27 protein-coding genes are annotated in these 26,994 nt (G+C 65.4%); 14 read left to right on the forward strand and 13 right to left on the reverse strand.

The features are described from left to right. Together F3J19_RS31345 and F3J19_RS31350 are read left to right on the forward strand one after the other, a co-directional pair. A partial coding sequence (locus F3J19_RS31345; RefSeq protein ID WP_205193421.1) for an FAD-binding protein occupies positions 1–311 on the forward strand: 311 nt, incomplete at its 5' end. A 98-nt stretch (positions 312–409) separates the two neighbouring features. Then, positions 410–2,212 (forward strand): acyl-CoA dehydrogenase, encoded by a 1,803-nt coding sequence (locus F3J19_RS31350; RefSeq protein ID WP_167050240.1) that lies wholly within the window; start codon positions 410–412, stop codon positions 2,210–2,212. A gap of 218 nt (positions 2,213–2,430) precedes the next feature. On the opposite strand, the gene F3J19_RS31355 is transcribed toward F3J19_RS31350, so the two are convergent. Further along, positions 2,431–3,717 (reverse strand): D-amino acid dehydrogenase, encoded by a 1,287-nt coding sequence (locus F3J19_RS31355; protein WP_167050242.1) that lies wholly within the window; start codon positions 3,715–3,717, stop codon positions 2,431–2,433. Positions 3,718–3,909: 192 nt separating this feature from the next. Here F3J19_RS31355 and F3J19_RS31360 point away from each other — a divergent pair, with 192 nt between their 5' ends. Together F3J19_RS31360 and F3J19_RS31365 are read left to right on the forward strand one after the other, a co-directional pair. Further along, a complete protein-coding gene (locus F3J19_RS31360; RefSeq protein ID WP_167050244.1) occupies positions 3,910–4,398 on the forward strand; it encodes an Lrp/AsnC ligand binding domain-containing protein in 489 nt (162 codons plus the stop codon). A gap of 180 nt (positions 4,399–4,578) precedes the next feature. Next, a complete protein-coding gene (locus F3J19_RS31365; protein ID WP_167050246.1) occupies positions 4,579–5,724 on the forward strand; it encodes a PA0069 family radical SAM protein in 1,146 nt (381 codons plus the stop codon). 29 nt (positions 5,725–5,753) lie between these two features. Here the strand turns inward: F3J19_RS31365 and F3J19_RS31370 are convergent, their stop codons facing one another. Then, the gene (locus tag F3J19_RS31370) at positions 5,754–6,221 is read right to left on the reverse strand and encodes a TM2 domain-containing protein (RefSeq protein ID WP_167050248.1); all 468 of its coding nucleotides are present in this window, start codon (positions 6,219–6,221) and stop codon (positions 5,754–5,756) included. A 292-nt stretch (positions 6,222–6,513) separates the two neighbouring features. Then, positions 6,514–7,623, reverse strand: a complete 1,110-nt coding sequence (locus tag F3J19_RS31375; protein ID WP_240159382.1) for a PQQ-dependent sugar dehydrogenase — start codon at positions 7,621–7,623, stop codon at positions 6,514–6,516. A gap of 246 nt (positions 7,624–7,869) precedes the next feature. Here F3J19_RS31375 and rpsP point away from each other — a divergent pair, with 246 nt between their 5' ends. The 6 genes from rpsP (at position 7,870) to F3J19_RS31405 (ending at position 12,256) form a co-directional block, all read left to right on the forward strand. Then, positions 7,870–8,124 carry a 30S ribosomal protein S16 gene (rpsP, locus tag F3J19_RS31380; RefSeq protein WP_013090118.1) on the forward strand — a complete coding sequence of 85 codons (255 nt, stop codon included), beginning with the start codon at positions 7,870–7,872 and terminating at the stop codon, positions 8,122–8,124. Between the two features lie 134 nt (positions 8,125–8,258). Further along, a complete protein-coding gene (gene rimM / locus F3J19_RS31385) occupies positions 8,259–8,966 on the forward strand; it encodes a ribosome maturation factor RimM (RefSeq protein ID WP_167050253.1) in 708 nt (235 codons plus the stop codon). 13 nt (positions 8,967–8,979) lie between these two features. Continuing rightward, positions 8,980–9,759, forward strand: a complete 780-nt coding sequence (trmD, locus tag F3J19_RS31390) for a tRNA (guanosine(37)-N1)-methyltransferase TrmD (RefSeq protein WP_205193424.1) — start codon at positions 8,980–8,982, stop codon at positions 9,757–9,759. Positions 9,760–9,924: 165 nt separating this feature from the next. Beyond that, positions 9,925–10,311: a 50S ribosomal protein L19 gene (gene rplS, locus F3J19_RS31395; RefSeq protein WP_167050256.1), complete on the forward strand. Its 387-nt coding sequence runs from the start codon at positions 9,925–9,927 to the stop codon at positions 10,309–10,311. 89 nt (positions 10,312–10,400) lie between these two features. Beyond that, entirely contained in the window at positions 10,401–11,189 is a 789-nt protein-coding gene (locus F3J19_RS31400) for a CoA pyrophosphatase (protein WP_167050258.1), read from the forward strand. A gap of 128 nt (positions 11,190–11,317) precedes the next feature. Further along, positions 11,318–12,256 (forward strand): CobD/CbiB family protein, encoded by a 939-nt coding sequence (locus tag F3J19_RS31405; RefSeq protein ID WP_167050260.1) that lies wholly within the window; start codon positions 11,318–11,320, stop codon positions 12,254–12,256. Positions 12,257–12,378: 122 nt separating this feature from the next. Here F3J19_RS31405 and F3J19_RS31410 read toward each other — a convergent pair whose 3' ends face one another. Genes F3J19_RS31410 through F3J19_RS31420 form a run of 3 tightly spaced genes read right to left on the reverse strand, consistent with a single transcriptional unit; the run spans position 12,379 to position 14,973 of the window. Further along, complete coding sequence (locus tag F3J19_RS31410; protein WP_167050262.1) at positions 12,379–12,699, reverse strand: DUF2007 domain-containing protein; 321 nt, start codon at positions 12,697–12,699, stop codon at positions 12,379–12,381. Position 12,700: 1 nt separating this feature from the next. Beyond that, positions 12,701–13,717: a ribosome small subunit-dependent GTPase A gene (rsgA, locus tag F3J19_RS31415; protein WP_167050265.1), complete on the reverse strand. Its 1,017-nt coding sequence runs from the start codon at positions 13,715–13,717 to the stop codon at positions 12,701–12,703. Beyond that, on the reverse strand, positions 13,714–14,973 hold the full coding sequence (locus tag F3J19_RS31420) for a M48 family metallopeptidase (protein WP_167050268.1): 1,260 nt from the start codon (positions 14,971–14,973) through the stop codon (positions 13,714–13,716). The genes rsgA and F3J19_RS31420 overlap by 4 nt, the downstream gene beginning before the upstream one ends. A gap of 251 nt (positions 14,974–15,224) precedes the next feature. On the opposite strand from F3J19_RS31420, the gene orn reads away from it, so the two are divergent. Beyond that, positions 15,225–15,842 carry an oligoribonuclease gene (gene orn, locus F3J19_RS31425; RefSeq protein WP_167050270.1) on the forward strand — a complete coding sequence of 206 codons (618 nt, stop codon included), beginning with the start codon at positions 15,225–15,227 and terminating at the stop codon, positions 15,840–15,842. Between the two features lie 56 nt (positions 15,843–15,898). Here the strand turns inward: orn and mog are convergent, their stop codons facing one another. Then, positions 15,899–16,543 carry a molybdopterin adenylyltransferase gene (mog, locus tag F3J19_RS31430; RefSeq protein ID WP_167050271.1) on the reverse strand — a complete coding sequence of 215 codons (645 nt, stop codon included), beginning with the start codon at positions 16,541–16,543 and terminating at the stop codon, positions 15,899–15,901. Further along, entirely contained in the window at positions 16,524–17,162 is a 639-nt protein-coding gene (gene yjgA, locus F3J19_RS31435) for a ribosome biogenesis factor YjgA (protein ID WP_167050273.1), read from the reverse strand. Before yjgA ends, mog begins: the two co-directional genes overlap by 20 nt. Positions 17,163–17,457: 295 nt before the next feature. Here yjgA and pmbA point away from each other — a divergent pair, with 295 nt between their 5' ends. Next, positions 17,458–18,828, forward strand: a complete 1,371-nt coding sequence (pmbA, locus tag F3J19_RS31440; RefSeq protein WP_167050275.1) for a metalloprotease PmbA — start codon at positions 17,458–17,460, stop codon at positions 18,826–18,828. A 139-nt stretch (positions 18,829–18,967) separates the two neighbouring features. Here pmbA and F3J19_RS31445 read toward each other — a convergent pair whose 3' ends face one another. From F3J19_RS31445 to F3J19_RS31455, 3 genes are all read right to left on the reverse strand, one after another. Beyond that, positions 18,968–19,468, reverse strand: coding sequence for a dihydrofolate reductase (locus F3J19_RS31445; RefSeq protein ID WP_167050277.1), 501 nt, complete (start codon positions 19,466–19,468; stop codon positions 18,968–18,970). A 109-nt stretch (positions 19,469–19,577) separates the two neighbouring features. Next, positions 19,578–19,829 (reverse strand): hypothetical protein, encoded by a 252-nt coding sequence (locus F3J19_RS31450; RefSeq protein WP_167050236.1) that lies wholly within the window; start codon positions 19,827–19,829, stop codon positions 19,578–19,580. Positions 19,830–20,052: 223 nt separating this feature from the next. Beyond that, entirely contained in the window at positions 20,053–20,328 is a 276-nt protein-coding gene (locus F3J19_RS31455; protein ID WP_167050238.1) for a hypothetical protein, read from the reverse strand. Between the two features lie 39 nt (positions 20,329–20,367). Here F3J19_RS31455 and F3J19_RS31460 point away from each other — a divergent pair, with 39 nt between their 5' ends. Next, on the forward strand, positions 20,368–21,762 hold the full coding sequence (locus F3J19_RS31460; RefSeq protein WP_167050279.1) for a sigma-54 dependent transcriptional regulator: 1,395 nt from the start codon (positions 20,368–20,370) through the stop codon (positions 21,760–21,762). Between the two features lie 394 nt (positions 21,763–22,156). Further along, positions 22,157–23,128 (forward strand): thymidylate synthase, encoded by a 972-nt coding sequence (locus F3J19_RS31465; RefSeq protein ID WP_167050281.1) that lies wholly within the window; start codon positions 22,157–22,159, stop codon positions 23,126–23,128. A gap of 145 nt (positions 23,129–23,273) precedes the next feature. Here the strand turns inward: F3J19_RS31465 and F3J19_RS31470 are convergent, their stop codons facing one another. Next, positions 23,274–25,802, reverse strand: coding sequence for a DUF6600 domain-containing protein (locus tag F3J19_RS31470; protein WP_167050283.1), 2,529 nt, complete (start codon positions 25,800–25,802; stop codon positions 23,274–23,276). A 386-nt stretch (positions 25,803–26,188) separates the two neighbouring features. Further along, positions 26,189–26,914 carry a helix-turn-helix transcriptional regulator gene (locus F3J19_RS31475; protein ID WP_167050285.1) on the reverse strand — a complete coding sequence of 242 codons (726 nt, stop codon included), beginning with the start codon at positions 26,912–26,914 and terminating at the stop codon, positions 26,189–26,191. Positions 26,915–26,994: the final 80 nt, after the last annotated feature.

The following is a 26,994-nucleotide window of genomic DNA, read 5'->3' on the forward strand; positions in this document are numbered from 1 at the left end:
ACTACACGAAGGTTCTGGAGCCGCTGGCCGACAAGCTCGGCGCGGCGCTGGGCGCCTCGCGCGCGGCGGTCGACGCGGGCTACGTGCCGAACGACTATCAGGTGGGTCAGACCGGCAAGATCGTCGCGCCGCAGCTGTACGTCGCGGTCGGCATCTCGGGGGCGATCCAGCATCTGGCGGGCATGAAGGACTCGAAGGTGATCGTCGCGATCAACAAGGACGAGGAAGCGCCGATTTTCAGCGTCGCCGATTACGGTCTGGTCGGCGATCTGTTCACGCTCGTGCCGGAACTCGTGACCGAACTCGGCTAAGCGCCGCGGCGCCTGAAAAAGGCTGCCGACAGCAAGCGAAGGGCGCAGGACCGATCAAGTCCCGCGCCCTTTTTTCATATCAAGGGAGGAGAACCGACATGAGCTATACGGCGCCCATCAAGGACATGCTGTTCGTGATGAAAGAACTGGCCGGACTCGAAGACATCGCGACGCTGCCCGGCTTCGAGGACGCGAACCTCGACACGGCCCAGGCCGTGCTCGACGAATCGGCGAAACTGTGCGGCGAAGTGCTCGCGCCGCTGAACGTCGAGGGCGATCGCAATCCGAGCAGCTGGAAGGACGGCGTCGTTACCGCGACGCCGGGTTTCAGGGACGCGTTCCGCCAGTTCGCCGAGGGCGGCTGGCAGGGCGTACAGCATCCGCTCGACTATGAAGGGCAGGGACTGCCGAAGCTGATCGCGACGCCGTGCGTCGAGATGCTGAACGCGTCGAACCTGTCGTTCGCGCTGTGTCCCCTGCTGACCGACGGCGCGATCGAAGCGCTGCTGACGGCCGGCAGCGAAGCGCAGAAGCAGACCTTCGTGCCGAAGCTGATCTCGGGCGAATGGACCGGCACGATGAACCTGACCGAGCCGCAGGCCGGCTCCGATCTCGCGCTCGTGCGCACGCGCGCCGAGCCGCAGGCCGACGGTTCGTTCAGGCTGTTCGGCACGAAGATTTTCATCACGTGGGGCGAGCACGACATGGCGCAGAACATCGCGCATCTGGTGCTCGCGCGCACGCCGAACGCGCCCGAAGGCGTGAAGGGCATTTCGCTTTTCCTCGTGCCGAAGTTTCTCGTCAACGAGGACGGTTCGCTCGGCGCGCGCAACGACGTGCATTGCGTGTCGATCGAGCACAAGCTCGGCATCAAGGCGAGCCCCACCGCGGTGCTGCAGTTCGGCGATCACGGCGGCGCGATCGGCGAGTTGATCGGCGAGGAGAATCGCGGCCTCGAATACATGTTCATCATGATGAATGCCGCGCGTTTCGCGGTCGGCATGCAGGGCGTCGCGATCTCGGACCGCGCGTACCAGAAGGCCGTCGCGTATGCGAAGGAGCGCGTGCAGAGCCGTCCCGTGGATGGTTCGGCGAAGCAGTCGGTCGCGATCATCCAGCATCCGGACGTGCGCCGCATGCTGTCGACGATGCGTGGCCTCACCGAGGCATCGCGCGCGCTCGCGTATGTCGCGGCGTCGCACTGCGATCTCGCGCATCGTCATCCGGACGAAGCGACGCGTGCGCAGCATCAGGCGATCTACGAATACCTCGTGCCGATCGTGAAGGGCTGGAGCACGGAACTGTCGGTCGATGTGACGAGCCTCGGCGTGCAGGTGCATGGTGGTATGGGCTTCATCGAGGAAACGGGCGCCGCGCAGTACTACCGCGACGCACGCATTCTGCCGATCTACGAAGGCACGACCGCGATCCAGGCGAATGATCTGATCGGCCGCAAGACGCTGCGCGACGGCGGCAAGGTTGCGAAGGAACTGCTTGCGGGCATTGCCGGAACGGTTGAGGCGCTGGGCGCGCAGCAAGATGCACAACAGGGGCAGGCGTTTGCGTCGATGAAGACGCAGCTTGCGCAGGGGCAGCGGGCGATGAACGCGGTCGTCGATTTCGTTCTCGCGAATGCGAAGGGCGATCCGAATGCGGTGTTCGCGGGCAGCGTGCCGTATCTGAAGCTCGCGGGCATCGTGCTCGGCGGCTGGCAGATGGCGCGGGCGATGCTCGCGGCGTCGGCGCGGCGCGCCGACGATCCCGCGTTCCATGACGCGAAGATCGCGACCGCGCGGTTCTACGCGGAGCATGTGCTGCCGCAGGCGGCGGCGCTCGAAGTGGCGATCGTCAATGCGAAGGGCGGCGAGGGCGTGCTGGCGTTGTCGGAGGATCAGTTCTGAGCGCGGATGGGTGACGCGATCGTGGCTGGATGATCGGCGGACGTTCTCTGGATGTTCATGCTGTTCATGCCGGCTGCAATGCAAACGGCGCCTCGTGAGGCGCCGTTTGTTTTTGCGATTTGGGTTTTGCTGTTCGCACTCAGCGATGCTTGCTACGTCCGTATCAACGCATCGGCATGCCGTTCGATGCCGAGGTCAACGTTGCTTGCGCCGCTCGATCACGCATAAGCCGGCCGATGCTCGCCCGCCGTCTCACCCAGATAGCGATGCACCGACAGATCGTCGGCGCGGATGGCCGGCTGCTTGCCCGACATCAGATCGGCCAGCAACTGGCCCGAGCCGCACGACATTGTCCAGCCGAGCGTGCCATGCCCCGTGTTCAGGAACAGGTTCGGCACCGGCGTGCGGCCGACGATCGGCGTGCCGTCCGGCGTCATCGGCCGCAGACCGGTCCAGAAGGTCGCCTTCGACGTATCGCCGCCGCCCGGGAACAGGTCGTTCACGCACAGTTCGAGCGTTTCGCGGCGCGCCTGGCGCAGCGATTTGTCGAAGCCGACGATCTCGGCCATGCCGCCGACGCGAATCCGGTCGTCGAAGCGCGTGATCGCGATCTTGTAGGTCTCGTCGAGCACCGTCGACACCGGCGCGGCCGCCGCATCGACGATCGGCGCGGTGATCGAGTAACCCTTCAGCGGATAGACCGGAATCTTCACGATGCCGTCGAGGAAGCGCGTCGAGTACGAGCCGAGCGCGACCACGAACGAATCCGCACGCACCAGTTCGCCGCTGCATTGCACGCCGGCGATGCGGCCGCCCGCCATCGCGAGCGCGTCGATCGGCGTGTTGTAGCGGAACTTGACGCCGAGTTCTTCGGCGAGCGCGGCCAGGCGCGTCGTGAACATCTGGCAGTCGCCGGTTTCGTCGCCGGGCAGACGCAGGCCGCCCGTGAGCTTGTGCGATACCGCGGCAAGCGCCGGTTCGGCCTGTGCGAGTTCGGCCGCCGACAGCAGTTCGTACGGCACATTGGCGTCCTGCAGCACGGCGATGTCTTTCGCGGCGCCGTCGAACTGCTGCTGCGTGCGGAACACCTGCAGCGTGCCGCCGGTGCGGCCTTCGTAGCGGATACCGGTGTCGGCGCGCAGCGCCTGTAGACAATCGCGGCTGTATTCGGCGAGGCGCACCATGCGGCTCTTGTTCACCGCGTAGCGCGACGCCGTGCAGTTTTGCAGCATCTGCCACATCCATTGCAGCTGGAACGCCGTGCCGTCGAGACGGATCGCGAGCGGCGCATGCTTCTGGAACATCCACTTGACGGCCTTCAGCGGCACGCCCGGCGCAGCCCACGGCGACGCATAGCCCGGCGAGATCTGGCCCGCGTTGGCGAAACTGGTTTCGAGCGCCGGGCCGGCCTCGCGGTCGATGACGGTCACCTCGTGACCCGCGCGCACAAGATAGTACGCACTCGTCACGCCGACCACGCCACTGCCCAAAACGACGACTCGCATAGCTGCTCCAGATATTTCAGAAAGGTGAGTAGGGCGGTGGCGTTCGCCGGCGGTGTCGAGTTGGCTCGATTCACGTTCAACTCGTCAGTGCTAACCCGAGGTGTAACGCGGTTTGCCCAGTGTTAACCGCTATACTATTAACAGCCCGTCAGGTTTTGTTATCGTATTTTCATCATTTTCAGAAAAAACATCATGCGTACACAGCGCCAGCCCGTGCGGGCCCTCGACAAGCTCGATCACAAGATCCTGCGGCTCCTGCAGCAGGACGGCCGGATGGCGATGAAGGACCTCGCGGAGCAGGTCGGGCTGTCGGTGACGCCGTGCATCGAGCGCGTCAAGCGCATGGAGCGCGACGGCGTGATCATGGGCTACCACGCGCGTGTGAACCCCGCCGAGCTGGGCGCGGCGCTGCTCGTGTTCGTCGAGATCACGCTCGACCACAAGAGCGGCAACATGTTCGACCAGTTCCGGCGCGAGGTGCAGAAGATCCCCGAGGTACTCGAGTGCCATCTCGTCTCGGGCGACTTCGACTATCTGATCAAGGCGCGCATTGGCGAGATGGCCGACTACCGTAAGCTGCTCGGCGACATCCTGCTGCAGCTGCCGGGCGCGGTGCAGTCGAAGAGCTATGTGGTGATGGAGGAGATCAAGGAGACGCTGACGATCGCGGTGGGCGAGTAGCGGCTTCTAGGCGGCACAAGAGGGAATAAAGGCGCAAGGGCGCGCGGCGGCTTCAGCGCCCAGTTCGCGGGCGTGGAAACAACGCTCGACAAACGGCGTAAACACTGTATATTTATACAGGTATTTTGCGCCGTTTTTTTGTTTGGACGTGCGTTTGTGTAGCTCTTGCCGTGGCCTGCCGTGACCGATCCCGACACCTCTTCCATTCCCGAATTTCCGATTGCGCCGCCTGCGCCTCGCAAGGGGCGCGGGGCGGTGACGAACCTGCAAGGCCGCTACGAAGTCGACCAGCGCGAAGCGGTCGACGACGGCTGGCTGCCGGGCGCCACGGAAGACGGCGAGCCGAGGGCGCTGCGCACGCAGGTGTTCGAGGAGCGCGCCAGGACCATCCTCACGCGCAATGCGTCGCCGGATATTCCGTTCGGCGTGTCGTTGAATCCGTATCGCGGCTGCGAGCATGGCTGCATCTATTGCTTTGCGCGGCCGACGCACAGTTATCTGGGACTGTCGCCGGGGCTCGACTTCGAAAGCCGTATCTACGCGAAGATCAATGCGCCGGAATTGCTCGAACGCGAGCTGTCGAAGAAGTCCTATGTGCCGGAGCCGATTGCGCTCGGCGTGGCCACCGACGCATGGCAGCCGGCCGAACGCGACTTGCGCCTGACGCGCCGTGTGATCGAAGTGCTCAGCGAACGCAGCCAGCCGTTCGCGGCGATCACCAAGTCGTCGCTGATCGAGCGCGACATCGACCTGCTCGCGCCGATGGCCGCGCGCGGGCAATTCATGGCGGCGATCACGATCACCACGCTCGATGCCGACATCGCGCGCACGCTCGAACCGCGCGCGGCCACGCCGTCGCGCCGTCTGCGCGCTATCCGTACGCTGAGCGAGGCCGGCATTCCGGTGGGCGTCAGCATTGCGCCGGTCATCCCGTTCGTCACCGAACCGGACATGGAGCGCGTGCTCGAAGCCTGCGCGCAAGCCGGTGCCAGCAACGCGAGCTATATCGTGCTGCGTTTGCCGTGGGAAGTCGCGCCGCTCTTCAAGGATTGGCTGAGCGCGCATTTTCCCGACCGGGCCGAGCGGGTCATGAGCCGCGTGCGCGACATGCGCGGCGGCAAAGACTACGACTCGTCGTTTTCGACGCGCATGAAAGGAGAGGGTTTATGGGCGGACATGCTCAAGCAGCGTTTTCACCAGACCGTGCGCCGTTTGGGGCTGAACGGGCGCGACCGGGGCATTCTCGACATGTCGCACTTCCGGCGGGGCGAGCCATCGCGTGAGCGGGAAGCGTCACACGACAATCCGCAATTGAGGCTGTTTTAGCGCGGTGCCTGGAACCCGCCCGCTGGCCGTTACTGCGAGAGCGCCTTGGCCGCTTCCACCTGACTCTCGAAGTAGGTCTGGAACGAGACGGCGAGGCCGGTCATCAGCAGGAACGCGCCGATCAGCAGCGAAAAGATGACGATGAAAATGACCGTCCAGCCGGAGCGGCTTTTGCGTTGGGTGTGGGCGTTGAACTGCGCGTCCCATTTCTGATCCGGACGCAGCCCGTAGACGAGCGCGGCAAGAAACGCGGCGAAAAGCGAAATGGCGCCGATGGTCGCGAGCACCCAGCCGAGTATCGACGCGCGCTCGGTGGCGATCAGCAACATCACGCCGGGAATGCCGATCAGCGTGCCGATCAGATGCGCCCAGCCGTAAATGTCCCGGGTGCCGTACAGATAGAAGCGATGGGCGCCGAGGCTGCCGAAAAGGAACGCGAGCGCGGCGGTAATGGTCTTGGATCTGAAGCGCGGGGAAGTCGAGGCAGCGGTGGACATGGACGCGTGGGCAGAATGACGGGCGGTCGAAAGGAGCGGCAGGAGCGGCGCGCCGCATGGCGCGGACCGACGCGCATTCTACGCCTGCCGCGCGCGGGAGGTCACATTGCGACTAGGCGCGGGGCTGAAGGCGGGTAGGGAGCCGGCCGTGAGGGCTGAACGTTTGTGTAAGGGTGTTTGCGGCAACGCAGACGTCTCGTGCGGACGGATTTTCTTCGGCGCGGCCCGCAGGTTTGGCGGGTGCTGCAGAGGGGCTGCCCTCGGGGTTGTCGGGCAAGCCTGCGAACGATCGCTAAGGCGACGAATACGTCACGCGATAGATCGCGCCGGCGTAATCGTCGCTGATCAGCAGCGAGCCGTCGGGCAGCGGCAGCACGTCGGCGGGACGGCCCCAGACGGTTTCGCCCGGTTGTAGCCAGCCTTCGGCAAAGACTTCCTGGCGCGCGTTGCCGCCGTCCGGATCGGCGATCACGCGCACGACGCGGTAGCCGGACTTCTTGCTGCGATTCCAGGAGCCGTGTTCGGCGATGAAAATGTTGTTGCGGTAGTCGGCCGGAAACATCGCGCCGTCGTAAAAACGCATGCCGAGCGCGGCTACGTGCGCGCCGAGCTTGGCGACGGGCGGTGTGAACTCGCTGCACGCGTGGTCCTTACCGAATTCGGGGTCGGGCGTGTCGCCGCCGTGACAGTAGGGAAAGCCGAAATTCATCCCGAGCCGCGGCGCGCGGCTCAGCTTATCGCTCGGGATGTCGTCGCCGAGCAGGTCGCGGCCGTTGTCGGTGAACCACAGTTCGTGCGTGACGGGGTGCCACGCGAAGCCGACCGAATTGCGTATGCCGCGCGCCACGACTTCATAGTGGTTGCCGTCGGGGTCCATGCGGCCGATCAGGGCGAACCGGTTCGGGTCCCTGTCGCAGATGTTGCACGGCGCGCCTTGCGGCACGTAGAGCTTGCCGTCCGGGCCGAACGCGATGAATTTCCAGCCGTGATGCGTCTCCGTGGGCAGCTTGTCGGTAATGATGACGGGCTTTGGCGGATCGCCGAGATGGGAGTCGATCGCATCGAAGCGCACGATCTTCGACACGGCGGATACATACAGCGCGCCGTCGTGCCATGCGATGCCAGCCGGCATCTGCAGGCCGGAAGCGATGATGTGGCGGCCCGTCACGCGGCCGTTGCGCAGTTCGAGCGCGTAGACGTGCCCGTCGAGACTGCCGACATAAAGAATGCCCTTCGGCGAGAGCGTCATTGCGCGTGCGCTCGGCACTTCATCCGACAATACTTCGATGTGAAAGCCCCGCGGCAGTCTGATTTTCTCGATGGGCAGCGAGGCCGCCGCTGTCAGTGTCTGTGTGGCGAGCACGGCTGTGGCTGCGAGGCGCGGAATCCGGCTGCGCACCATGCGGGCAAGCCCCGTCAAGCGTGCCAGAAAGAGAAAAAAAGCGGGCAGAAACGGAGTGGGCTGCGGGCGTTTCACGGGCGATCCTTCAGGTATTTCGGGCATTTGGGCGGGTTCGCGAGCCCGCGATGGGGGGCCGGCGCAGCCGCATTGCTCAGTTTATCCCGGTAAGTGTTTGTTATGGCGTCGGTTTCCCGCTATAATCGCGTGTTTCAGTCGTTCCGCACCCCGGTTTTCAAGGATTCTAATATGGTCATCATCCGCTTGGCTCGTGGCGGCTCCAAGAAGCGCCCGTTCTACAACATCGTCGCTACCGACTCGCGCAGCCGTCGTGACGGCCGCTTCATCGAGCGCGTCGGCTTCTACAACCCGGTCGCTACGAAGGGCGAGTCCCTGCGTATCGCTCAGGACCGCCTCACGTACTGGCAAGGCGTTGGCGCGCAACTGTCGCCGACCGTCGAGCGCCTCGTGAAGGAAGCGCAAAAGGCGCAGCCGGCTGCCTGATATGGCGGTCCGCATGCGTATCGTCGTCGGTTCGGCCGGCGGCTCGCGCAGCTTGCGTGGGCAGTCCGATACGTACATTGTTTTACTGAAGCAGACGGCGAAGTCGTCTTCGAGGCTATCTCCGGGTTTATCTCATGTCTGAGCGTGATTCCGGCAGTTCTGGTCGCGCAAAGGCGTCTGGTCAGGCGTCGTTCGGTGCATTCGTCCGCAAGCCGGTCGAGCGGGCCGAAGACAAGGCGAAAGCCAGTGCGGCAAGTAGCGCTTCCGCAGCCGCTGAAATGCGCGCGGAAACGCTGGCAAGCTGGCCGGCCGATGCGGTCGAAGTCGGCGCAATCGTCGACGCTTACGGCCTCAAAGGCTGGGTCAAGGTGTCCGCCCACGCGGATGCCGGGCGGGGTGGCGACGCCCTGTTGAGCGCCAGACGCTGGTGGCTGCTCAGAGGCGACGAGCGCAGGTCCGCGCCGGCCTTGCAGGCCAGGACTCATAGCGACAGCGTGGTGGCCCATCTGGGCGGCACCGCCGACCGCGACGAGGCATTCGCATTGCGTGGTTTTCGCGTGTACCTCAGCCGCAGCGAATTTCCGGCTCTCGAAGCCGACGAATTCTACTGGGTCGATCTGATCGGACTCACTGTGGTGAACCTCGCCGGGTTTGAACTCGGCAGGGTTGCAAGCATGATCGACAACGGTGCGCAGTCGGTGCTGCGTATCGAATATCCGGCTACCGACAAAAGCGGCAAGCCGGTCGCAGACGAGCGCTTGATCCCGTTCGTCGGCGTCTATGTCAAAACGGTGGACCAGGCCGCGAAGCAGATCGTCGTCGACTGGGAAGCCGATTATTGAAATCTTTCGTTGAATGGAGAGAGCGGTGCAGTTCGATGTCGTGACGCTCTTTCCGGAAATGTTCCGCGCGCTGACCGACTGGGGCATCACCAGCCGGGCCGCGAAGCAGGAGCGCTATGGGTTGCGTACGTGGAATCCACGCGATTTCACGACCGACAACTACCGCACGATCGACGATCGCCCGTACGGCGGCGGCCCCGGCATGGTGATGCTGGCCAAACCGCTCGAAGAGGCGATCGGAGCCGCGAAAGCGGCGCAGGCACAGCAGGGCATCGGCGCGCCGCGCGTCGTGATGATGTCGCCGCAAGGCGCGACGCTCGATCACGAGCGCGTCATGAAGTTCGCGGCCGAACCCGGTCTGATACTGTTGTGCGGGCGCTATGAAGCGATCGATCAGCGTCTGCTCGATCGTGTCGTCGACGAGGAAGTCAGTCTTGGCGACTTCGTGCTGTCGGGCGGCGAGTTGCCCGCGATGGCGTTGATGGATGCGGTCGTGCGTCAGTTGCCCGGCGTGCTCAACGATTCGCAGTCGGCGGTGCAGGACAGCTTCGTCGACGTGCTGCTCGATTGTCCGCACTACACGCGGCCCGAGGAATACGAGGGTGTGCGGGTGCCCGATGTGCTGCTCGGCGGCCATCATGCGGAAATCGAGGCGTGGCGGCGGCGCGAAGCGTTGCGCAACACGCTGAACAAACGGCCCGATCTGATCGTGAAGGCCAGAAAGAATAAAATGCTAAGCCGTGCCGACGAGGCATGGCTCGCAAGTCTCGCGAAGGAAGAGCCGAAGGCCTGAGGCCCCGGTCTTTCGAGCGGGTATAGGCGGTGCCGTTCATGCGTGGGCGGTGCCAGATGTGAACCCATCCTCTATCGGGGCCGTCGTCGAGCGCAGTGGGGCAACCCACGGGAAACCAGCGCAAGGCAGGTACGAACGCCGACAAGATGGATCCAGGAGTCAGTGATGAATCTGATTGCAAAACTCGAGCAGGAAGAAATCGCGCGCGTTCTCGGCGAAAAGACCATTCCCGATTTTGGTCCGGGCGATACGGTCATCGTTAGCGTGAACGTGGTTGAAGGCACGCGTAAGCGTGTGCAGGCTTACGAAGGCGTCGTGATCGCCAAGCGTAACCGTGGTCTGAATTCGTCGTTCATCGTCCGCAAGATTTCGTCGGGCGAAGGCGTCGAGCGTACGTTCCAGACGTACTCGCCGCTGCTGGCAAGCATCGTCGTGAAGCGTCGCGGCGACGTGCGTCGTGCGAAGCTGTACTATCTGCGCGAGCGTTCGGGCAAGTCGGCTCGAATCAAGGAAAAGCTGGTCTCGAAAGACCGCGCTGCTTCCGAAGCGTAAATGCTGTAAGAAAAAGCACCCCTCGCGGGTGCTTTTTTGTTGGCCAGGTCAAAATAGCGGTATCCCCACCTGCTGATCAGAGAGACCCGTTGATCCGCCCTGTCTTCGAGCCCGAAAGCCTGCCTGTCATCGCGACAGGTGCCGATCTGCCGCCGGTGGCCGGCGACCGTCTTACACCCGATGCGCTACGGGCGCGCTTCGAGCGCCAGCTTGCCTGGACCCCCGAAAAAATTGCCGACGCGCCTTGGCGCAACACCGGAATCGATCCGCGCGTGGCTGCGGTGCTGGTGCCGCTCGTAGTCCGCGAGCACGGCCTGACCGTGCTGCTCACGCAGCGTGCCGACCATCTGAACGATCACGCGGGCCAGGTGAGTTTTCCCGGCGGCCGCCAGGAGCCGTTCGATGCCGATGCTATCGCGACCGCGCTGCGCGAGGCGCACGAGGAAGTCGGTCTCGATTCATCGCGTGTGGAAATTCTCGGTGCGTTGCCCGACTATCTGACAGGCACCGGCTTTTGCGTATCGCCGGTCATCGGTCTCGTGCATCCGCCGTTCACGCTGCAAATGGATACGCTCGAAGTGGCCGAAGTCTTCGAGGTGCCGCTCGCGTTCCTGATGAATCCGGCCAATCACGAAGAACGTCTGTTCCGCTACGAGGGCGGCGAGCGCCGCTTTTTTTCGATGCCGTACCCGCGCAGCGAGCCGGCGGCAATAGCGGAGCACACCGCGCAACCGCCGGGCGAGCACCCCGGCGTTCTCGAAGACACCCGCGCAACGCAAGCCGCAACCGAACACACTGCCGCGCAGGGCGGCGATTATTTCATCTGGGGGGCGACGGCGGCGATGCTGCGCAACCTCTATCGTTTCCTTGCAGCATGAGTTGAACGCGCAGAGTTGCGTGGACGATGCAGTTGTCGGCGGTTTGTCAGCGTCTGCGCTCAGAGGCATCCGACCCTGTGCTATCGTTATAAAACAATCGTAAAAACTCAAAAAGCACGGCGCATCGCATGACTTTTTTCTCCGTATTGCTGGCTCTGATCATTGAACAGGTACGCGCACTGTCGCCGAACAATCCGGTGTCTGCGTTGCTTCAATACCATGCGGAGTCGGCGGCGCACGGATTCGATGCCGGCAAGCAGCGCCACGGTCTGCTCGCATGGCTCGTGGTGGTGGTGCCCTGGACGCTTGCGGTCGCGCTCGTCTACTACGTGCTGTATCACATCCACTTCATGCTCGCGTTCCTGTGGAACGTCGTGGTGCTGTATTTCACGCTCGGTTTCCGCCAGTTCAGCCATTACTTCACCGACATCCATCTCGCGCTGAACAACGACGACGTGCCGCGTGCACGCGAAATTCTCAACGAATGGACCGGGCTCGATACCGTCGACATGCCGGTCAGCGAGATCGTGCGTCATACGCTGATTCACGCGGTGGTCGCCTCGCATCGCCATGTGTTCGGCGTGTTCTTCTGGTTCCTGATTCCGGTCGGTCCGGCGGGCGCGGTGCTGTACCGTTGCGCCGAATATCTCGCGCGCGCATGGGCGCGGCCGGCTGACGACCGCACCGTTGCGTTTTCGAGTTTCGCGCAGCGGGTGTTCTTCGTGATCGACTGGGTGCCGGCGCGGCTGACGTCGCTTGGCTTTGCGATCGTCGGCAATTTCGAGGATGCGATTTACGCCTGGCGCAATCACGCGCGGCAATGGCCCGATGCGAACGACGGCGTTCTGCTGGCTGCCGGAAGCGGGGCGCTCGGCGCGCGTTTGAGCGGGCCGCTTGCGGAGCAGTCGAGCCTCGACGCGCTCGCTACCGGCGACGGCGGGCCGATGCAGGTTGGCGACGACTGCACGCCGCGTACGTTGCAATCGGCGGTAGGTCTCGTGTGGCGCGCGGTCGTGCTGTGGATGATTCTGCTGTTGATGCTGACCATCGCGGTATGGCTCGCCTAGCATGACGTCATCATGCAGCGCCAGGCCGCCGTGCCTCGCGCAGCACATGAAAACGCCGGGCAATGCCCGGCGTTTTCAATTCCCGGTCACCTCACCAACCCGGCGGTCCACCTGTCTTCACCTCACCCCTGCAACGGATCGCGCGCGGTCCCGCATTGCCAGCACACGGTGAACTGCGCCTCGAGCATCTCCCCGCATTGCTGACACCGCCACCCCGGCGCGCCGGGTGCCGGCCCTTGCGATGCCGCCTCGATCAAACGCCGCGCGATCGCCTCATCGCGCTCATCGACGAGCCATAGCTCCGGCGCGCATTGATCCGCCGGAATCTCGCCGAGCGCGCCGTTCAGATAGCGGTTGTGCAACTCGCACGCAATGCCCGCGGTCTCGAGCACGTTGACCCAATGCTGCCCTGTGATCAGATTCGGCGCGCGCATCAGCTTCATGTCAGCGGACGATCTGGCTGGCCTCGTGCACGAGTTGCGCATACAGCGCATGCCGTTCGCGGCGGATGCGGCCATCGGCGATCGCTTCGAGAATCGCGCAGCCGGGCTCGTGCAGGTGATGGCAGTTGTAAAAGCGGCAATTCGGCAGCAGCGGGCGGAATTCGGGAAACGCGCGTTCGAGCTTGCCTTCGGTCAGATGATGCAGGCCGAACTCCTGGAAGCCCGGCGAATCGATCAGTGCGCCGGCCGGGCCGTTCGTCGCAGGTGAGCTAGCCGCTCCGTCCTTGCCGTCGAGGTCCGGCAACGGATAAAGACGCGTGAAGGTCGTCGTATGCCGGCCGCTGTTCAACGCGGTCGAAATCTCGCGCGTCGCGACTTCGGCGTCCGGAATCAGCAGATTCACGAGCGTCGATTTGCCCATGCCGGACTGGCCGAGCAGCAGCGTCGCGTGTCCGCGCAGATGCTCGGTCAGCACCGCGCGCGCGGTGTCGGGCTGCATCCGGATCGACACTTCGAGGACCGTATAGCCGAGCGCGCGATACGGTTCGAGCCGCTGGCGCGCACCGTCCAGCGCACCGGTCACGTCGATCTTGTTCAGCACGATCAGCGGCTTCAGCTCGTTCGCCTCGGCGGCGACGAGCGCACGGCCGAGCAGGTCTTCGCTGAAATGCGGTTCGGTGGCGAGCACGATCAGCAACTGGTCGAGATTGGCCGCGAACAGCTTCGATTTGTATTGATCGGAGCGATACAGCAGATTGCGCCGCTCGCCGATTTCGACGATCACACCCTGATCCGCCGAAGTCGGCTCGTAGATCACGCGATCGCCGACCGCCACCTCGCTGCGCTTGCCGCGCGGGAAGCATTGCAGCAACGCACCGCCGTCTTCGGGTGCGACGAGATAGTGGCGGCCGTGCGCGGCGACCACGAGGCCGCCCGTGCGGGCGCCGTTCGCGCCATGCTGGCCGGCCGCGGCGGCTTGCGCGCCGCGCGCCGCTTTTTTCGGGGCGCGGCCGCTCATGCGTGCCGCAGCAGTCGGTCGATCCGCTGCGAGGCCGGCGGATGCGAGTAGTAGAACGCGGTGTAGAGCGGATCGGGCGTCAGCGTCGACGCGTTGTCCTCGTACAGCTTGACGAGCGCGTTGACGAGGTCCTGCGCGTCGGTTTGCGTCGCCGCGAACGCATCGGCTTCGAACTCGTGCTTGCGCGAGCTGAGGCTGCCGAGCGGCGTGACGAAGAACATGAACACCGGCAGCGCGAGGAAGAACAGCACGAGTGCCAGACCGCTATTGCCGCCGACGAGCGACGGCCGCACGCCGAGCCCTTCGTAGAACCACACGCACTGCGTGAGCCAGCCGAGCAGCGCGAGCATCGCGAGGCTGATCGCGAAGGTGACGAGCATGCGTTTCGTCACGTGACGGCGCTTGAAGTGGCCGAGTTCGTGCGCGAGCACCGCCTCGATCTCGCGGCCCGACAGGCGCGCGAGCAGCGTGTCGAAGAAGACGATGCGCTTGCTTGCGCCGAAGCCGGTGAAGTACGCATTGCCGTGCGCCGAGCGGCGGCTGCCGTCCATCACGAACAGACCCTTGGCGGCGAAGCCGCAGCGCTTCATCAGCGCCTCGATGCGGCTCACGAGCGCTTCGTCCTTCAGCGGCTCGAACTTGTTGAAGAGCGGCGCGATGAAGGTCGGGAAAATCAGCAGGCCGAACATCTGGAACGCGACCCACACGACCCAGGCCCACAGCCACCAGAGATCGCCGGCGCGGTTCATGAGCCACAGCACGACGAACAGCAGCGGCAGCCCGAATGCGATACCGAGCAGCGCGCCCTTGATGCGGTCGAGAAAGAACAGGCTTTTGCTCATACGGTTGAAGCCGAAGCGCTGCTCGACGACGAACTGCCGGTAGTAGTCGAACGGCAGGTCGATGGCGCTCGTGATCGCGATCACGACGGCGACGAGCGCGATCTGGCCGGCGTAGCCGCGCCCGAGCCAGTCGGACAGCGCGAGATCGAGCGCCTGCACGCCGCCGAGCAGCGTGAGCCCGATCAGCACGGCCGCACCGACGACGATCTCGATCATCGCGAGGCGCGTGCGCTCGACGGTGTAGTCGGCGGCGCGCTGGTGCGCCGTGAGCGCGACGGTGGTGGCGAACTGGCTCGGTACCTGTTCGCGATGGGCGACGACGAAGCGGATCTGCCGCGACGCGAGCCAGAGTTTGGTGCCGACCATCGCGACGACGGCGACGACGAACAGGGCAGTGAAGTACAGGGTAGGCATCCGGGGATTCCGTGGTATCTATGCGAGAATTATATGTTTCTTCCCGCCTCGCGGCGGGAGCGTGGTTCACGGCAATGGCTCGGGGCGCGGTCCACGGCAGCGATGCCAGGCGGCGCTTCATGGCCGCCATGGCCGCCGCTTAAGCAGCCAGGCCTGCCCCGGCTCGAACCGCGCATCCATTTCGAACGAACACACGCCACGGTGCGCGGGTTTTCAGCGAAGCCCGCCGCCAGGCCATCAGGGTTGCACTCATGACTGACATCCTCGCATCCGCCGAACAGCCGCCGCTCGTGCGCAGCGACATGAATCTCATCTGGCTGGACATGGAAATGACCGGGCTCGAGCCCGACACCGACCGCATCATCGAGATTGCGGTGGTGGTGACGAATTCGACGCTCGACAGGATGGTCGAAGGCCCGGTGCTCGCGATCCATCAGAGCGACGAGACGCTCGCGAAGATGGACGAGTGGAACCAGAACACGCATGGCCGTTCGGGTCTGATCGGCCGCGTGAAGGCGTCGACGGTGAGCGAGGCGGACGCCACGCAGCAGATTCGCGACTTCCTCGCCCAGTACGTGCCGCCCGGCAAGTCGCCGATGTGCGGCAACTCGATCTGTCAGGACCGCCGCTTCATGGCGCGCTGGATGCCGGATCTCGAGCGCTTTTTCCATTACCGCAATCTCGACGTGAGCACGCTCAAGGAACTGTGCCGGCGCTGGCAGCCGGCCATCTACAAGGGCTTCCAGAAGCGCGCGATGCACACGGCGCTTGCCGATATCCACGAGTCGATCGATGAGCTGAAGTACTACCGCGAACATTTCCTCGTGCCGTCGCAGCCGGCGCCGGACGCACCGGCGAGCGCCAAATAAGCCCAAGCCCAAGCCCAAGCCGCGCGGACCAGTCCGCGCTTAACCCGGGATAAACCTCAGTCCTGCCGCGGAGCGCGCAATGCGCTCTTCGGCCGGAACGCCTTGACCACCTCGGCGTTGGTTTCCACGTACGGGCCGCCGATCAGATCGATGCAGTAGGGCACCGCCGCGAAAATCCCCGGCACCTTGACGGCCGCCTCGTCGTCGCGAAGACCTTCGAGCGTTTCCCTGATCGACTTTGGCTGACCCGGCAGGTTGACGATCAGCGCTGCGTGCTCCGCCGTTTCGCGGATCACCGCCACTTGGCGCGACAGGATCGCGGTCGGCACGAAATTCAGGCTGATCTGTCGCATCTGCTCGCCGAAGCCCGGCATCTCCTTCGTCGCGACCGCGAGCGTCGCCTCGGGCGTCACGTCGCGGCGCGACGGGCCCGTGCCGCCCGTGGTCAGCACGAGATCGCAGCCCACTTCGTCGACGAGTTCGATCAGCGTGGCCGAAATGGTCGGCGCGTCGTCCTGAATCAGCCGCGTGACGACCTGCCACGGCGACGCGAGCGCTGCGCCGAGCCATTCCTGCAGCGCCGGAATGCCCTTGTCCTCGTACACGCCGGCCGAGGCGCGGTCGCTGATCGACACGAGGCCGATCACGATCTCGTCGGGGTGGTTGCGTGGTGGGCGTTGCTCAGGCGTCGCGGTCGGCATCGTCGTCTTCCGGGGCGAAATCCGTATCGGGTTCGGCATCATGCGCGGTATCGGACGCGTCGTCGGCTTCGTCCGCGCCGGCCGCGGTTTTGATCCACTGGAACAGTTCGCGGAAATAGCGCGGCGGCTTGTTCTGCTGCGCTTCCTTGCGCGCGTTGCGGATCAGCGTGCGGCCCTGCTGCGGATCGGCGCCCGGGTGCTGGCGGATGAACTCGGTCAGCGCGGCGTCGTCGGCGAGCAGTTTCTCGCGGGTGCGCTCGATCCAGTGCAGCTTCGCCGTTTCCGTCTTGTTGATGCCCTTGTAGGTGTCGAGCGCGGTGCGCAGCGCGGCGGTTTCCGTGTCGTGCAGCGAGCGCATCACGCGGCCGACGTACTGGATCTGGCGGCGCTTGCCTTCGTGATCGGTGATGCGGCGCGCTTCTCGCACGGCTTCGTCGAGCTTTTCGGGCATCGGCATGCGCTTGAGCGCATCTTTCGGCAGCGCGACCAGCTCCGCACCCAGGTCCTGCAGCGCTTGCATTTCGCGCTTGACCTGGGACTTGCTCGGGCGGTCGTAGCCGTTTTCGTCGACTTCCGTCACGACGGATTCGATCGGTTGAATGCGGGTTTTGCGTGTCATGGCGATATTGTAACGTGCGGCGCCAGTCCAACTCGCGGCCGTGAGGCTGCGTTCGCTGCCGCGGCGGATTCCGTTTGCCAGGCCGTCGGCGTGATGCCCATTCGCGCACTGTCGCCGCCGCGCGCGAAGCCCTCGCGCCGTGACGCGAATGCCAGGTACGGCGTCGCTTACCTTGCTATGATCGCGGGATGCATTTATCTCGCACGCCTGCGCCGCCACCTGTCTTCTCGCGTGGCATAAGGCGCACGGTGCGCATACCCAGGGCCGCGCGGCCCCGAACAGGACGGCAACCACAATGGCAGCAGACATGGACGTCAAGCAGCGCTTTTTTCCGCATACCCAGGATGAGCTGAAGGAAATCGCCTCGGACATCCTTCGTCACGCGAAGGCGCTCGGCGGCACCGACGCCGCAACGGAAATTTCCGAAGGCGACGGCCTGTCCGTCTCGGTGCGGCGCGGCGAAGTCGAGACGATCGAGCACAACCGCGACAAGATGGTCGGCGTGACGGTGTTCATCGGCAACAAGCGCGGCAACGCCAGTACCTCGGACTTCTCGCCGCAAGCGTTGAAGGACACGGTCGCGGCGGCCTACAACATCGCCCGCTTCACCGCCGAGGACGATTGCGCGGGCCTTGCCGAAGCCGAACTGCTCGAAACCGCGCCGCGCGACCTCGATCTCTATCATCCGTGGAATCTGTCCGCCGACGAGGCGGTCGAGATCGCGCGCCGCGCCGAAGACGCCGCGTTCGCCACCGATCCGCAGATCAGGAATTCGGAAGGCGCGAGCGTGTCGGCGCAGCATTCGCAATTCGTGCTGGCGACCTCGCGCGGCTTCCTCGCCGGCTATCCGTACTCGCGCCACTACATTGCGTGCGCGCCGATCGCGGGCAGCGGCCGCAACATGCAGCGCGACGACTGGTACACGTCGACGCGCTGCGCGTCCGAGCTGGCCGATCCCGAGGCCGTGGGCCGTTACGCGGCGCAGCGCGCGCTCGCGCGCATCGGCGCGCGCGGCCTCGATACGCGCAAGGTGCCGGTGCTGTTCGAAGCGCCGCTCGCCGCCGGTCTGCTCGGTGCGTTCGTGCAGGCGACGAGCGGCGGCGCGCTGTATCGCAAGACCTCGTTTCTGGTCGACAGCCTCGGCAAGCCGGTGTTCGCGCCGCACGTGCAGGTGGTCGAAGACCCGCACGTCGCCCGCGCGATGGGCAGCGCGCCGTTCGACGAGGAAGGCGTGCGTACGCGCCAGCGTTCGGTCGTGAAGGACGGCGTCGTGGAGGGCTACTTCCTGTCCACGTACTCGGCGCGCAAGCTCGGCATGCAGACCACTGGCAACGCGGGCGGCTCGCACAATCTCTCGCTGCTGAGCTCGGACACGCGTCCCGAGGACGACTTCGAAGAGATGCTGCGCAAGCTCGGCACCGGTCTTCTGCTGACCGAGCTGATGGGGCAGGGCGTGAACTACGTGACGGGCGACTATTCGCGCGGCGCGTCGGGCTTCTGGGTCGAGAACGGCAAGATCCTGTATCCGGTCGAGGAGATCACGGTCGCGAGCACGTTGCAGGAGATGTTCCACCACATCGTCGCGATCGGCGCCGATACGATCACGCGCGGCACCAAGCAGACCGGCTCGGTACTGATCGAGCGCATGACGATCGCGGGGCAGTAATTCGGGCAATGAGCGGGGCGCGTGCTCCTCTCGGCTCGCAGCAAGCAGGAACGGGAAACGCCGCGCAATGGAAATTGCGTGGCGTTTTTTCATGGGACGCATGGCGCCGGCTTCGCGAAACCCGCCAGCGCGTCCGCGTTCAGTGCTCTTTGCGCTGGTACGTCACAAACGCGTAGTCGAAATCGTTCGGCGCATGCGCGTGATGCGTCTCGCGCGCGATTTCTTCCCACACGGTCTTGTCGACCGCGGGGAAGGTCGCATCGCCGTCGAAGTCGGCGGCGATCTCGGTGATGATGAGCTTCTGCGCGAGACGCAAACCCTCGGGGTACAGCTGCGCGCCGCCGATCAGAAACGCCTGCGGCGCCTGGTCCTGCGCGGCGAGGCGCAGCGCGTCGTCCAGATTGGTTGCCGTGTCGCAGCCCTGAAAGCGCCGCTCGGCGTCGCGTGTCACGACGATGTTGCGGCGTCCCGGCAGCGGCCGGCCGATCGATTCGTGCGTCTTGCGGCCCATGATGATGGGCGCGCCCATCGTCGTGCGCTTGAAGAACTTGAGGTCTTCGGGCAGTCGCCAGGGCAACTGGTTGTCGCGGCCGATCACGCCGTTGCTGGCGCGAGCGACGATCAGGGTGAGCGTCGTCATCGAATGGGAAAGGGAACGTAACCGGATGATTCTACCCGACGGGCAGGCGTGGGCTGCTGCGGAGGAACCCCGTGTGCCGTTGCGGCTGCCGGTGCTTCGTCGCCGTTCGCTATGCCTTCCGGTACGTCGCGGCGTTGCTTTCGCCGGCGTGCATGGCGTCGACCGGCACCGGCGGCGGCGCGGGCGGCGCGATTTCGTCCCACAGCGTCACCTGGTGGGAGCCGCCTGGCGGCCGTTGCGGCGTGGCGGCAACCGTCGGCATGCCGGCCGCGCCGCCGCGTTGTCGCTTTGGCGCGCCTGCTTCGCGAATCGCGAATAATGCCGTGCGGTTTATTGGAGCGCTACGGAAAACGAGTCGCATGATGTCTCTCCCTTGTGGACGCTATTTAGCGAAACATGTGCCATCGCGCGCAATCCATTGATGCATCGGGATGCGGCGTGCTAACGAAGGCGTAATGCCGTGGAAATTCGCGAAAAACGTTTCAGTGCTGAAACGACGCAGCAGAAAATACCTGTAATTTGTTAATTCGAAAGGTACGAACTACCTTCGGAAGAAGGCTGAAAAAAGTACTTGCAATATGGTTTTATTGGTCGGCTGAATAAATCTTTACCGGACGGATGTCATTGATGGGTAAGGGATTTTTGGCTGAATTCGCATAATTGTTTTCGAAGCGCCGCACGTATAGTAAGCTCTCGAAAAAGAGCTTCAGATTTAAAAAAGGCCCGTAACGGGCCGTCTCAAACACACACGCCGCTTTCTTGGGGATCAGCTGTCCGCACGGAATGGAATGGCCGTTCGGTTTTTGCGATTCGCGAATCCCGAACGAGTCAGCGTGTCTGAACCGCAGTTTCAGGTGCATGCGTCGTCCTTAACGTTCGTTGACGAGAGGATCTGAATAATGGAATCCGCAACGCGGCAACTGATTTACGTTTCGCGCGATCCGAGCGCGGAGTTGAATACGCGTTTTCATCAGCGCGGCTGGCATGTCGAAGTCGTGGGCTCGGCTCGCGATGTGCGCCGGGCGGTTCGCGCCGGCATGGCGGCGGGCGGTCTTCTCGATCTGTCCTGCGATTTCCAGCCGCACGAGATCGCCGCATTCGAGTCCTGTCTGACCATGCCGAACGTCGGCTGGGTCGCGGCCACCACGCCTGGCCAGCTGCAGGACGCAGCTTTGCGCCGGCTCGTGCGCGACTACTGTTTCGATTACGTGACGGTGCCGTATTCGGGTGATCGCATCGTCGATTCGGTCGGCCATGCGTACGGCATGATCTCGCTGAGCGAAACGGCCTCGAACGACGGTTCGCAGGGCGCCGAAGGCGAGATGGTCGGCTCGTGCGACGCGATGCTGGCGCTGTTTCGCTCGATCCGCAAGGTCGCGATGACCGACGCGCCGGTGTTCATTTCCGGCGAATCGGGCACCGGCAAGGAGCTGACGGCGGTCGCGATTCACGAGCGCTCGGCGCGCCGCAACGCGCCGTTCGTGCCGATCAACTGCGGCGCGATTCCGCCGCATCTTTTGCAGTCCGAGCTATTCGGCTATGAGCGCGGCGCGTTCACGGGCGCGAATCAGCGCAAGATCGGCCGCGTCGAGGCCGCCAACGGCGGCACGCTTTTCCTCGACGAAATCGGCGATCTGCCGCTCGAAAGCCAGGCGAGCCTGCTGCGCTTCCTGCAGGAGCGCAAGGTCGAGCGGCTCGGCGGCCATACCGCGATCGACGTCGACGTGCGCATTATCTCCGCCACCCACGTGGACATGACCGCGGCGATGATCGAGGGGCGTTTCCGCTCGGACCTGTATCACCGGCTGTGCGTGCTGCAGATCGATGAGCCGCCGCTGCGCGCGCGCGGCAAGGACATCGAACTGCTCGCGCGGCACATGCTGGAGCGTTTCAAGAAAGATGCGAGTCGCCGCCTGCGTGGTTTCGCACCCGACGCGATCGCGGCCCTGCATAACTACGGCTGGCCGGGCAATGTGCGCGAGCTGATCAACCGGGTGCGGCGGGCGATCGTGATGTCCGAGGGGCGCGCGATCACCGCGCGTGACCTCGAACTCGCCGAGTATGTCGAGATCGTGCCGGTGTCGCTCGCGCAGGCGCGCGAAGCGGCCGAGCGGCAGGCGATCGAACTCGCGCTGCTGCGGCATCGCGGGCGGCTTGGCGACGCGGCGCAGGAGCTCGGTATTTCGCGGGTCACGCTGTATCGGCTGCTGTGCTCGCACGGCATGCGCCATATGGAAGGCGAGCCGATGACGGCGCCACATGGCGATCTGCCGGCTTCGGTGCCGCATCTTTGATGCGGGAGTGATTCGCGACCCAAGAGTTGAAGTGCCGTGAGGCGGGCGGTCCGACGGCAATCGTCGAACTGCCGTATCGGCGGTGGCGGGGCGCCTTGTCTATCCGGTCTGTCAGTTAGCCCTCTGCACTATCGGTCCCGCGGAATGTCGCCGCAGAGAGGCTGCGGCGGCCCCCCTGCGGCATGCCGTTGCTTCTGCCGCTTCCACCGCTTCTATTTCCTGGCCGCGCTGGCTTCGTCCAGCTCGCGCTTTTCCTCTCTATCGGCTTCACGCTGAAATCGTCGGCGCCGCTCGCCATGCCCGGGCGTCGGCCGGGCGCGCTTGCTAGAATCGAGCTTTGCTCAATCCCGTGGCGCGGATCGGGCCGTTCTCGCGCCTCGTCGAAGGAAACCGCATGAAACAATACCTGGACCTCGTCCGCACGATTCTCGACACCGGCACGTGGCAGGAAAACCGCACCGGCATCCGCACCATCAGCATGCCGGGCGCGATGCTGCGCTTCGATTTGCAGCAGGGCTTTCCCGCGGTGACCACGAAGAAGCTCGCGTTCAAGTCGGCGATCGGCGAACTGGTCGGGTTTCTGCGCGCCTCGCGCAGCGCCGCGGATTTCCGCGATCTCGGCTGCAAGGTGTGGGACGGCAACGCGAACCAGAACGCGCAGTGGCTCGCGAATCCGTATCGCGAAGGCCCCGACGATCTCGGCGACGTGTACGGCGTGCAGTGGCGCAAATGGCCAGCCTACAAGGTGCTCGACGCCGACCGGAGCGCGCAGCTCGCCGACGCCGAGGCGCGCGGCTTTCGCGTGATCACGCAATTCGACGAGGACGGCCGCCCGAAAGTACTGCTCTACAAGGCGATCGACCAGTTGCGTCAATGCCTCGACACGATCATGCAGAACCCGGCTGACCGGCGCATTCTGTTTCATGCGTGGAATCCCGCCGTGCTGGATCAGATCGCGCTGCCGGCCTGCCATCTGCTCTATCAGTTCCTGCCGAACGTCGCGCGCCGCGAGATTTCGCTGTGTCTGTACATCCGCAGCAATGACGTGGGGCTCGGCACGCCATTCAATCTGACCGAGGGCGCGGCGCTGCTGCATCTCGTCGGACGGCTGACCGGTTATACGCCGCGCTGGTTCAGCTATTTCATCGGCGATGCGCACATCTACGAGAACCAGCTCGACATGCTGCAACAGCAGCTCGCGCGCGAGCCGTACGAGAGCCCGCAGCTCGCGATCTCGGAACGGGTGCCTGATTACGCGAAAACCGGTGTGTACGAGCCGGAATGGCTTGAGAAGATCGAGCCCGCGGATTTCTCGCTGACCGGCTATCGCCACCACGAGCCGCTGACGGCGCCGATGGCGATCTGAAGCCGTGTGAAGCCGTGTGATGCGGGGTGGTGGCGCCCGTGTTGCGTACGGCATACGAAAAAACCCGCGATCGCAAGATCGCGGGTTTTTTATTGCGGCTCCCGCTGGCTGATGCGGTAGCGGGGCGCTTGCCGGGATGCCGCGCTCAGCCTTTGTGATGCTCGTCGTGATTGCCGCCGCCCTGATGCTGCTCGGCGTGCTGCGGCTGAGATTGCTGCGGTTGCGGACGCGGTTCGGGGCGAGGTTGTTGCATCGGCTGCGGACGAGGCTCGAAATGCGGCTGCTGCACCTGCTGAGGCTGCGGTTCGGGACGTGCTTGCGGCATCGGCTGCGGACGTTGTTCGAAACGCGGTTGCTGTGCCTGCTGAGGCTGCGGTTCCGGGCGCGCTTGCTGCATCGGTTGCGGACGCGGCTCGAAATGCGGCTGCTGCGCTTGCTGAACCTGCGGCTCCGGACGCGGCACTTGCGGCGACTGTTGCATCGGCGACGCCCCTTGCGGACGAAACTCCGGCTGACGCGCCTGCTGTTGCGCGGCCGGATTGTCCATCGGATGCGGCACGCGAGGCTGCTCCGCACGCGGCGCCTGCTGCGCCATCGGCGTATGCGGCTGCGTCCAGGCCGGCTGCTGGCGTCCAACTGCGCCCCATTGCTGCGGCGTACCGTGCTGTTGCGCATAGGCCGGATTGCCGCCGGCCGCCTGCGGTGGACGCGGCACGCCATTCGTCGGAGCCGGATGCTCGCCTCCGGCCGCTTGAAGACCGGCTTGCGGACCCGCCTGTGGCCCATGCGGCAGGTTGCCGGCCATCGACGGCGGCATGCCGGGCCTTGGCTGTGGTCCTTGCGGCCCGTGCGGCGTCTCGCCACGCGGCCCAGGAGCACCGCCTTCGCCCGGCCGCGGTCCGGCCCCGGCCTGCACGACACCGCGTGCCGCCGCCGGATTCGCCACACCCGGCGTACCTGGCACACCCGCCGCCATACCCGGCGGCCGACCCGGAATATGCGACTGCACGACCCGCACGTTCGCGACCGACTGCGTCCCCGGCGAGCCCATCATATGCGCGGGCACCGAGGTCCGCACGACCGGCTGACCGCCGCCCGGCACGCGTCCGCCGCTTTGGGCGAAACGCTGCGCGAGGTCGTCGCGATAGGCGGCCGGCATGGCCGGAGTGCGCGTCGCCACGACCTGCCGGGCGGCGACGCTCGCGGGCGGCCGGTAATTCGCGCGCCGCAGATCGGACCCGAAGCTCTCGCGCACCGGCGCGATTCCCGGCGCACCGGGGTTGATCCGCGCGTTGCGCCATTGACCCGGATCGACCTTCTGCGCGAAACGTCCGACCGGCTGACCATGCACGAACGCGGTCGCCGGCACGGCTGTCACGCCGCCGGGCACGCGATAGTTCACATACGTGTTGTGGATGTTCACGTTCGTCACGTTGCGGTGGTAGTCGTTGACGATCGACGTGCGGTTCACGCGGTTGTAGTACCCAGGGCTCCAGCGGTCGTGATCGCCCCAGTGCGGATGCCACGGCTCGCCCGGACCGAGCGGGAACCACGCCACGCCCGCCGCGATCGCCCCGCCGATCGCCAGATTCACACCCCAGTCGACGCCGCCGTCATCGTCGCCGACGAAGGCCACCAGCGCGGGCGCATAGACGGGCGGCGCGGCGGCTTCGAGCGGACCCGGCACCCACGCCCACGAGCCGTCGATGTCGGCCCAGCGGCCGTAGTGGTAGGGCGCGAAGCCCCACGGTTCGTCGTCGACCCAGGTCCAGCCCCAGGGCGCCTGCCATACCCAGTGGCCGTTGTGATACGGCGCCCAGCCGGCGGGCGTCGCGCGCGGCACCCATACTTCGCCGTACTGCGGGCTGTCGCGCCAGGTGCCGTTGGCGTCGAGGTCCTCGTAACCGGGGATGTCGCGCGACACGTAGCGCGCCGACAAGGAACGGTCTTCCGTGGCGTCGCGATTGGCTGCCCACTGGTCGAGATCGTCGAGGCCGGGCGCGCGGTTGTCGGCGAGCTGCTGCAGATTGGTGCCGCCGAAGCGGATCTGCTGGCCCGCCGCGACCGGCACCTGGCCGCCGTCGCCGTACGCGATCGCGCTGCCGCTTCTGACGGTGACGGTCGTGCTGCTGCCGTCCGGCGCGACGTCGACGCGGTAGTCGCCGGGGCCGTTCATGCCGAGCGCGAGATTGGGCGTGTCGATTTCATACGACGAGCCCGGCGGGAGTTCGCGCACGTGCGTCGACAGCGTGCCCTGCGCGACTTTGAGCTGCGCGCTCGCGTCGTCGAGATTGAGCACGTCGAGGCTCGTGTTCTGGCCGAGGCGCACCGCGGTCGAGCCGATGTGCAGCTCCGAGCGCGCGTTCTGGTCGTTCCAGAGCTGGTCGCCGGCCGTGAGCGGGCGGTTGATCTGCGCGTACGACCAGTCGCCGGCGTCGGCGGGCTCGGTGGTCACAGTGCCGGCCGTGTAGTTCAGACGCGCGATGCGCCCGGGCGGATCGCCGCCCTGCGTGGCGGCCGCGCCTGCTGGCGCGGGCGGCGCTTCCTGCGCGAAGCCGGTTTGCGCGGCGAGCGCGAGCACGGCGGCCGCGATCAGCGTGTAGCCGGAGAGCCGGCGTTGGCGTGCGTGTCGTTCGATCCCGGATTTCATGGTGGTCTGGGTAGCGTTTGTCATGATTGATCTCCCTCCGACGGACGCGGCAATCCGCCGGGCCCGTAAGGTACTGTACCCGTCGCCGATGTTTCAGGGCCGCCACTTTTGTAAGGTGGATTCGCTGGCGGTAACAAAAGGTCTCCGTCGGGTGCAAGGGCGCGCGGGCAGGGCCCGGCGAGCGGTCGTTCGCGGGTTCGGGGCGGCTGGGATTGGACGGTTGCTACGAGCGGTTCACGTGGCGCTTGCGGTTCCTGCTGCACCCGCGGTTTCGACGATTCGGGCCAGCGGCACGATTCCGGCGATGCGTCAGACGATGCGGGACAGGCGCGCGTTCACTCGTATTCATCGGGTCGCAACTGGCGACTGGCGACTGGCGACTGGCGCTTGCGTTGGTGCTCATTCGGCGTTCATTCGGCGAGAAACGCATCGAAATACCGTTGTCCAGCAGGCGTGATGCGCAGAATGCGCGGCCGCTCGCTGCGTTCGACCCAGTCGTGCGCGCACCATGCATCGAGCAGCGCCGCGCCGAGCGCGCCGCCCAGGTGCGGACGGCGCATGCTCCAGTCCGGGCAGGTGCACGCGAAGCGCCGGCGGCGGCTCTTCTGTTCGGACAGAGCGATGCCCCAGTCGGCAAACCGGGCGGCTCCCTCGACGGTGGTTTCGAGCGAGGCGCCGTGCTGGGTGAGCATCCCGCGCGCGAGCATGCGCTCGAACAGCCGCACCGACAATTCGCCCGCCATGTGGTCGTAGCAGGTGCGGGCATAGCGCATTTCGAACGGCACGGTGCGCGCGGGGCGCGGCGCGTTCCGTTGCGGCGCGCTGAGCTGGGCGACGTTGGCGAGCGCTTCGATCGACGCCGCGATCTCCGGCGAGGCGATGCGGAAATAGCGATGCCGTCCGCGCACGTCGAGCGCGAGCAGGCCGCCGTCGGTGAGGCGCGCGAGATGCGCGCTCGCCGCCGAGGGCGAGAGCCCTGCGATCATCGTCAGTTCGCCAGCGGGGCGGGCGCTGCCGTCCATCAGCGCCCACAGCATCGCGGCCCGGCCCGGGTCGGCGAGCAAGGCGCCGATGCGGCTCAAGCCGGGGAAATGGTTCTGGTCGTCGGCGCGGGGGGCTGTTGTGGGGGAAGTCATCGGGGCTCCTGAGTCGTGTGAAACGCCGCTTGACGTGTCCAAAGGTGGCTACGGTTGGCTGGATGTGGCTGACGTCGATC

It is taken from the genome of Burkholderia sp. Ax-1724, assembly GCF_011752995.1.
Lineage (GTDB): Bacteria > Pseudomonadota > Gammaproteobacteria > Burkholderiales > Burkholderiaceae > Paraburkholderia.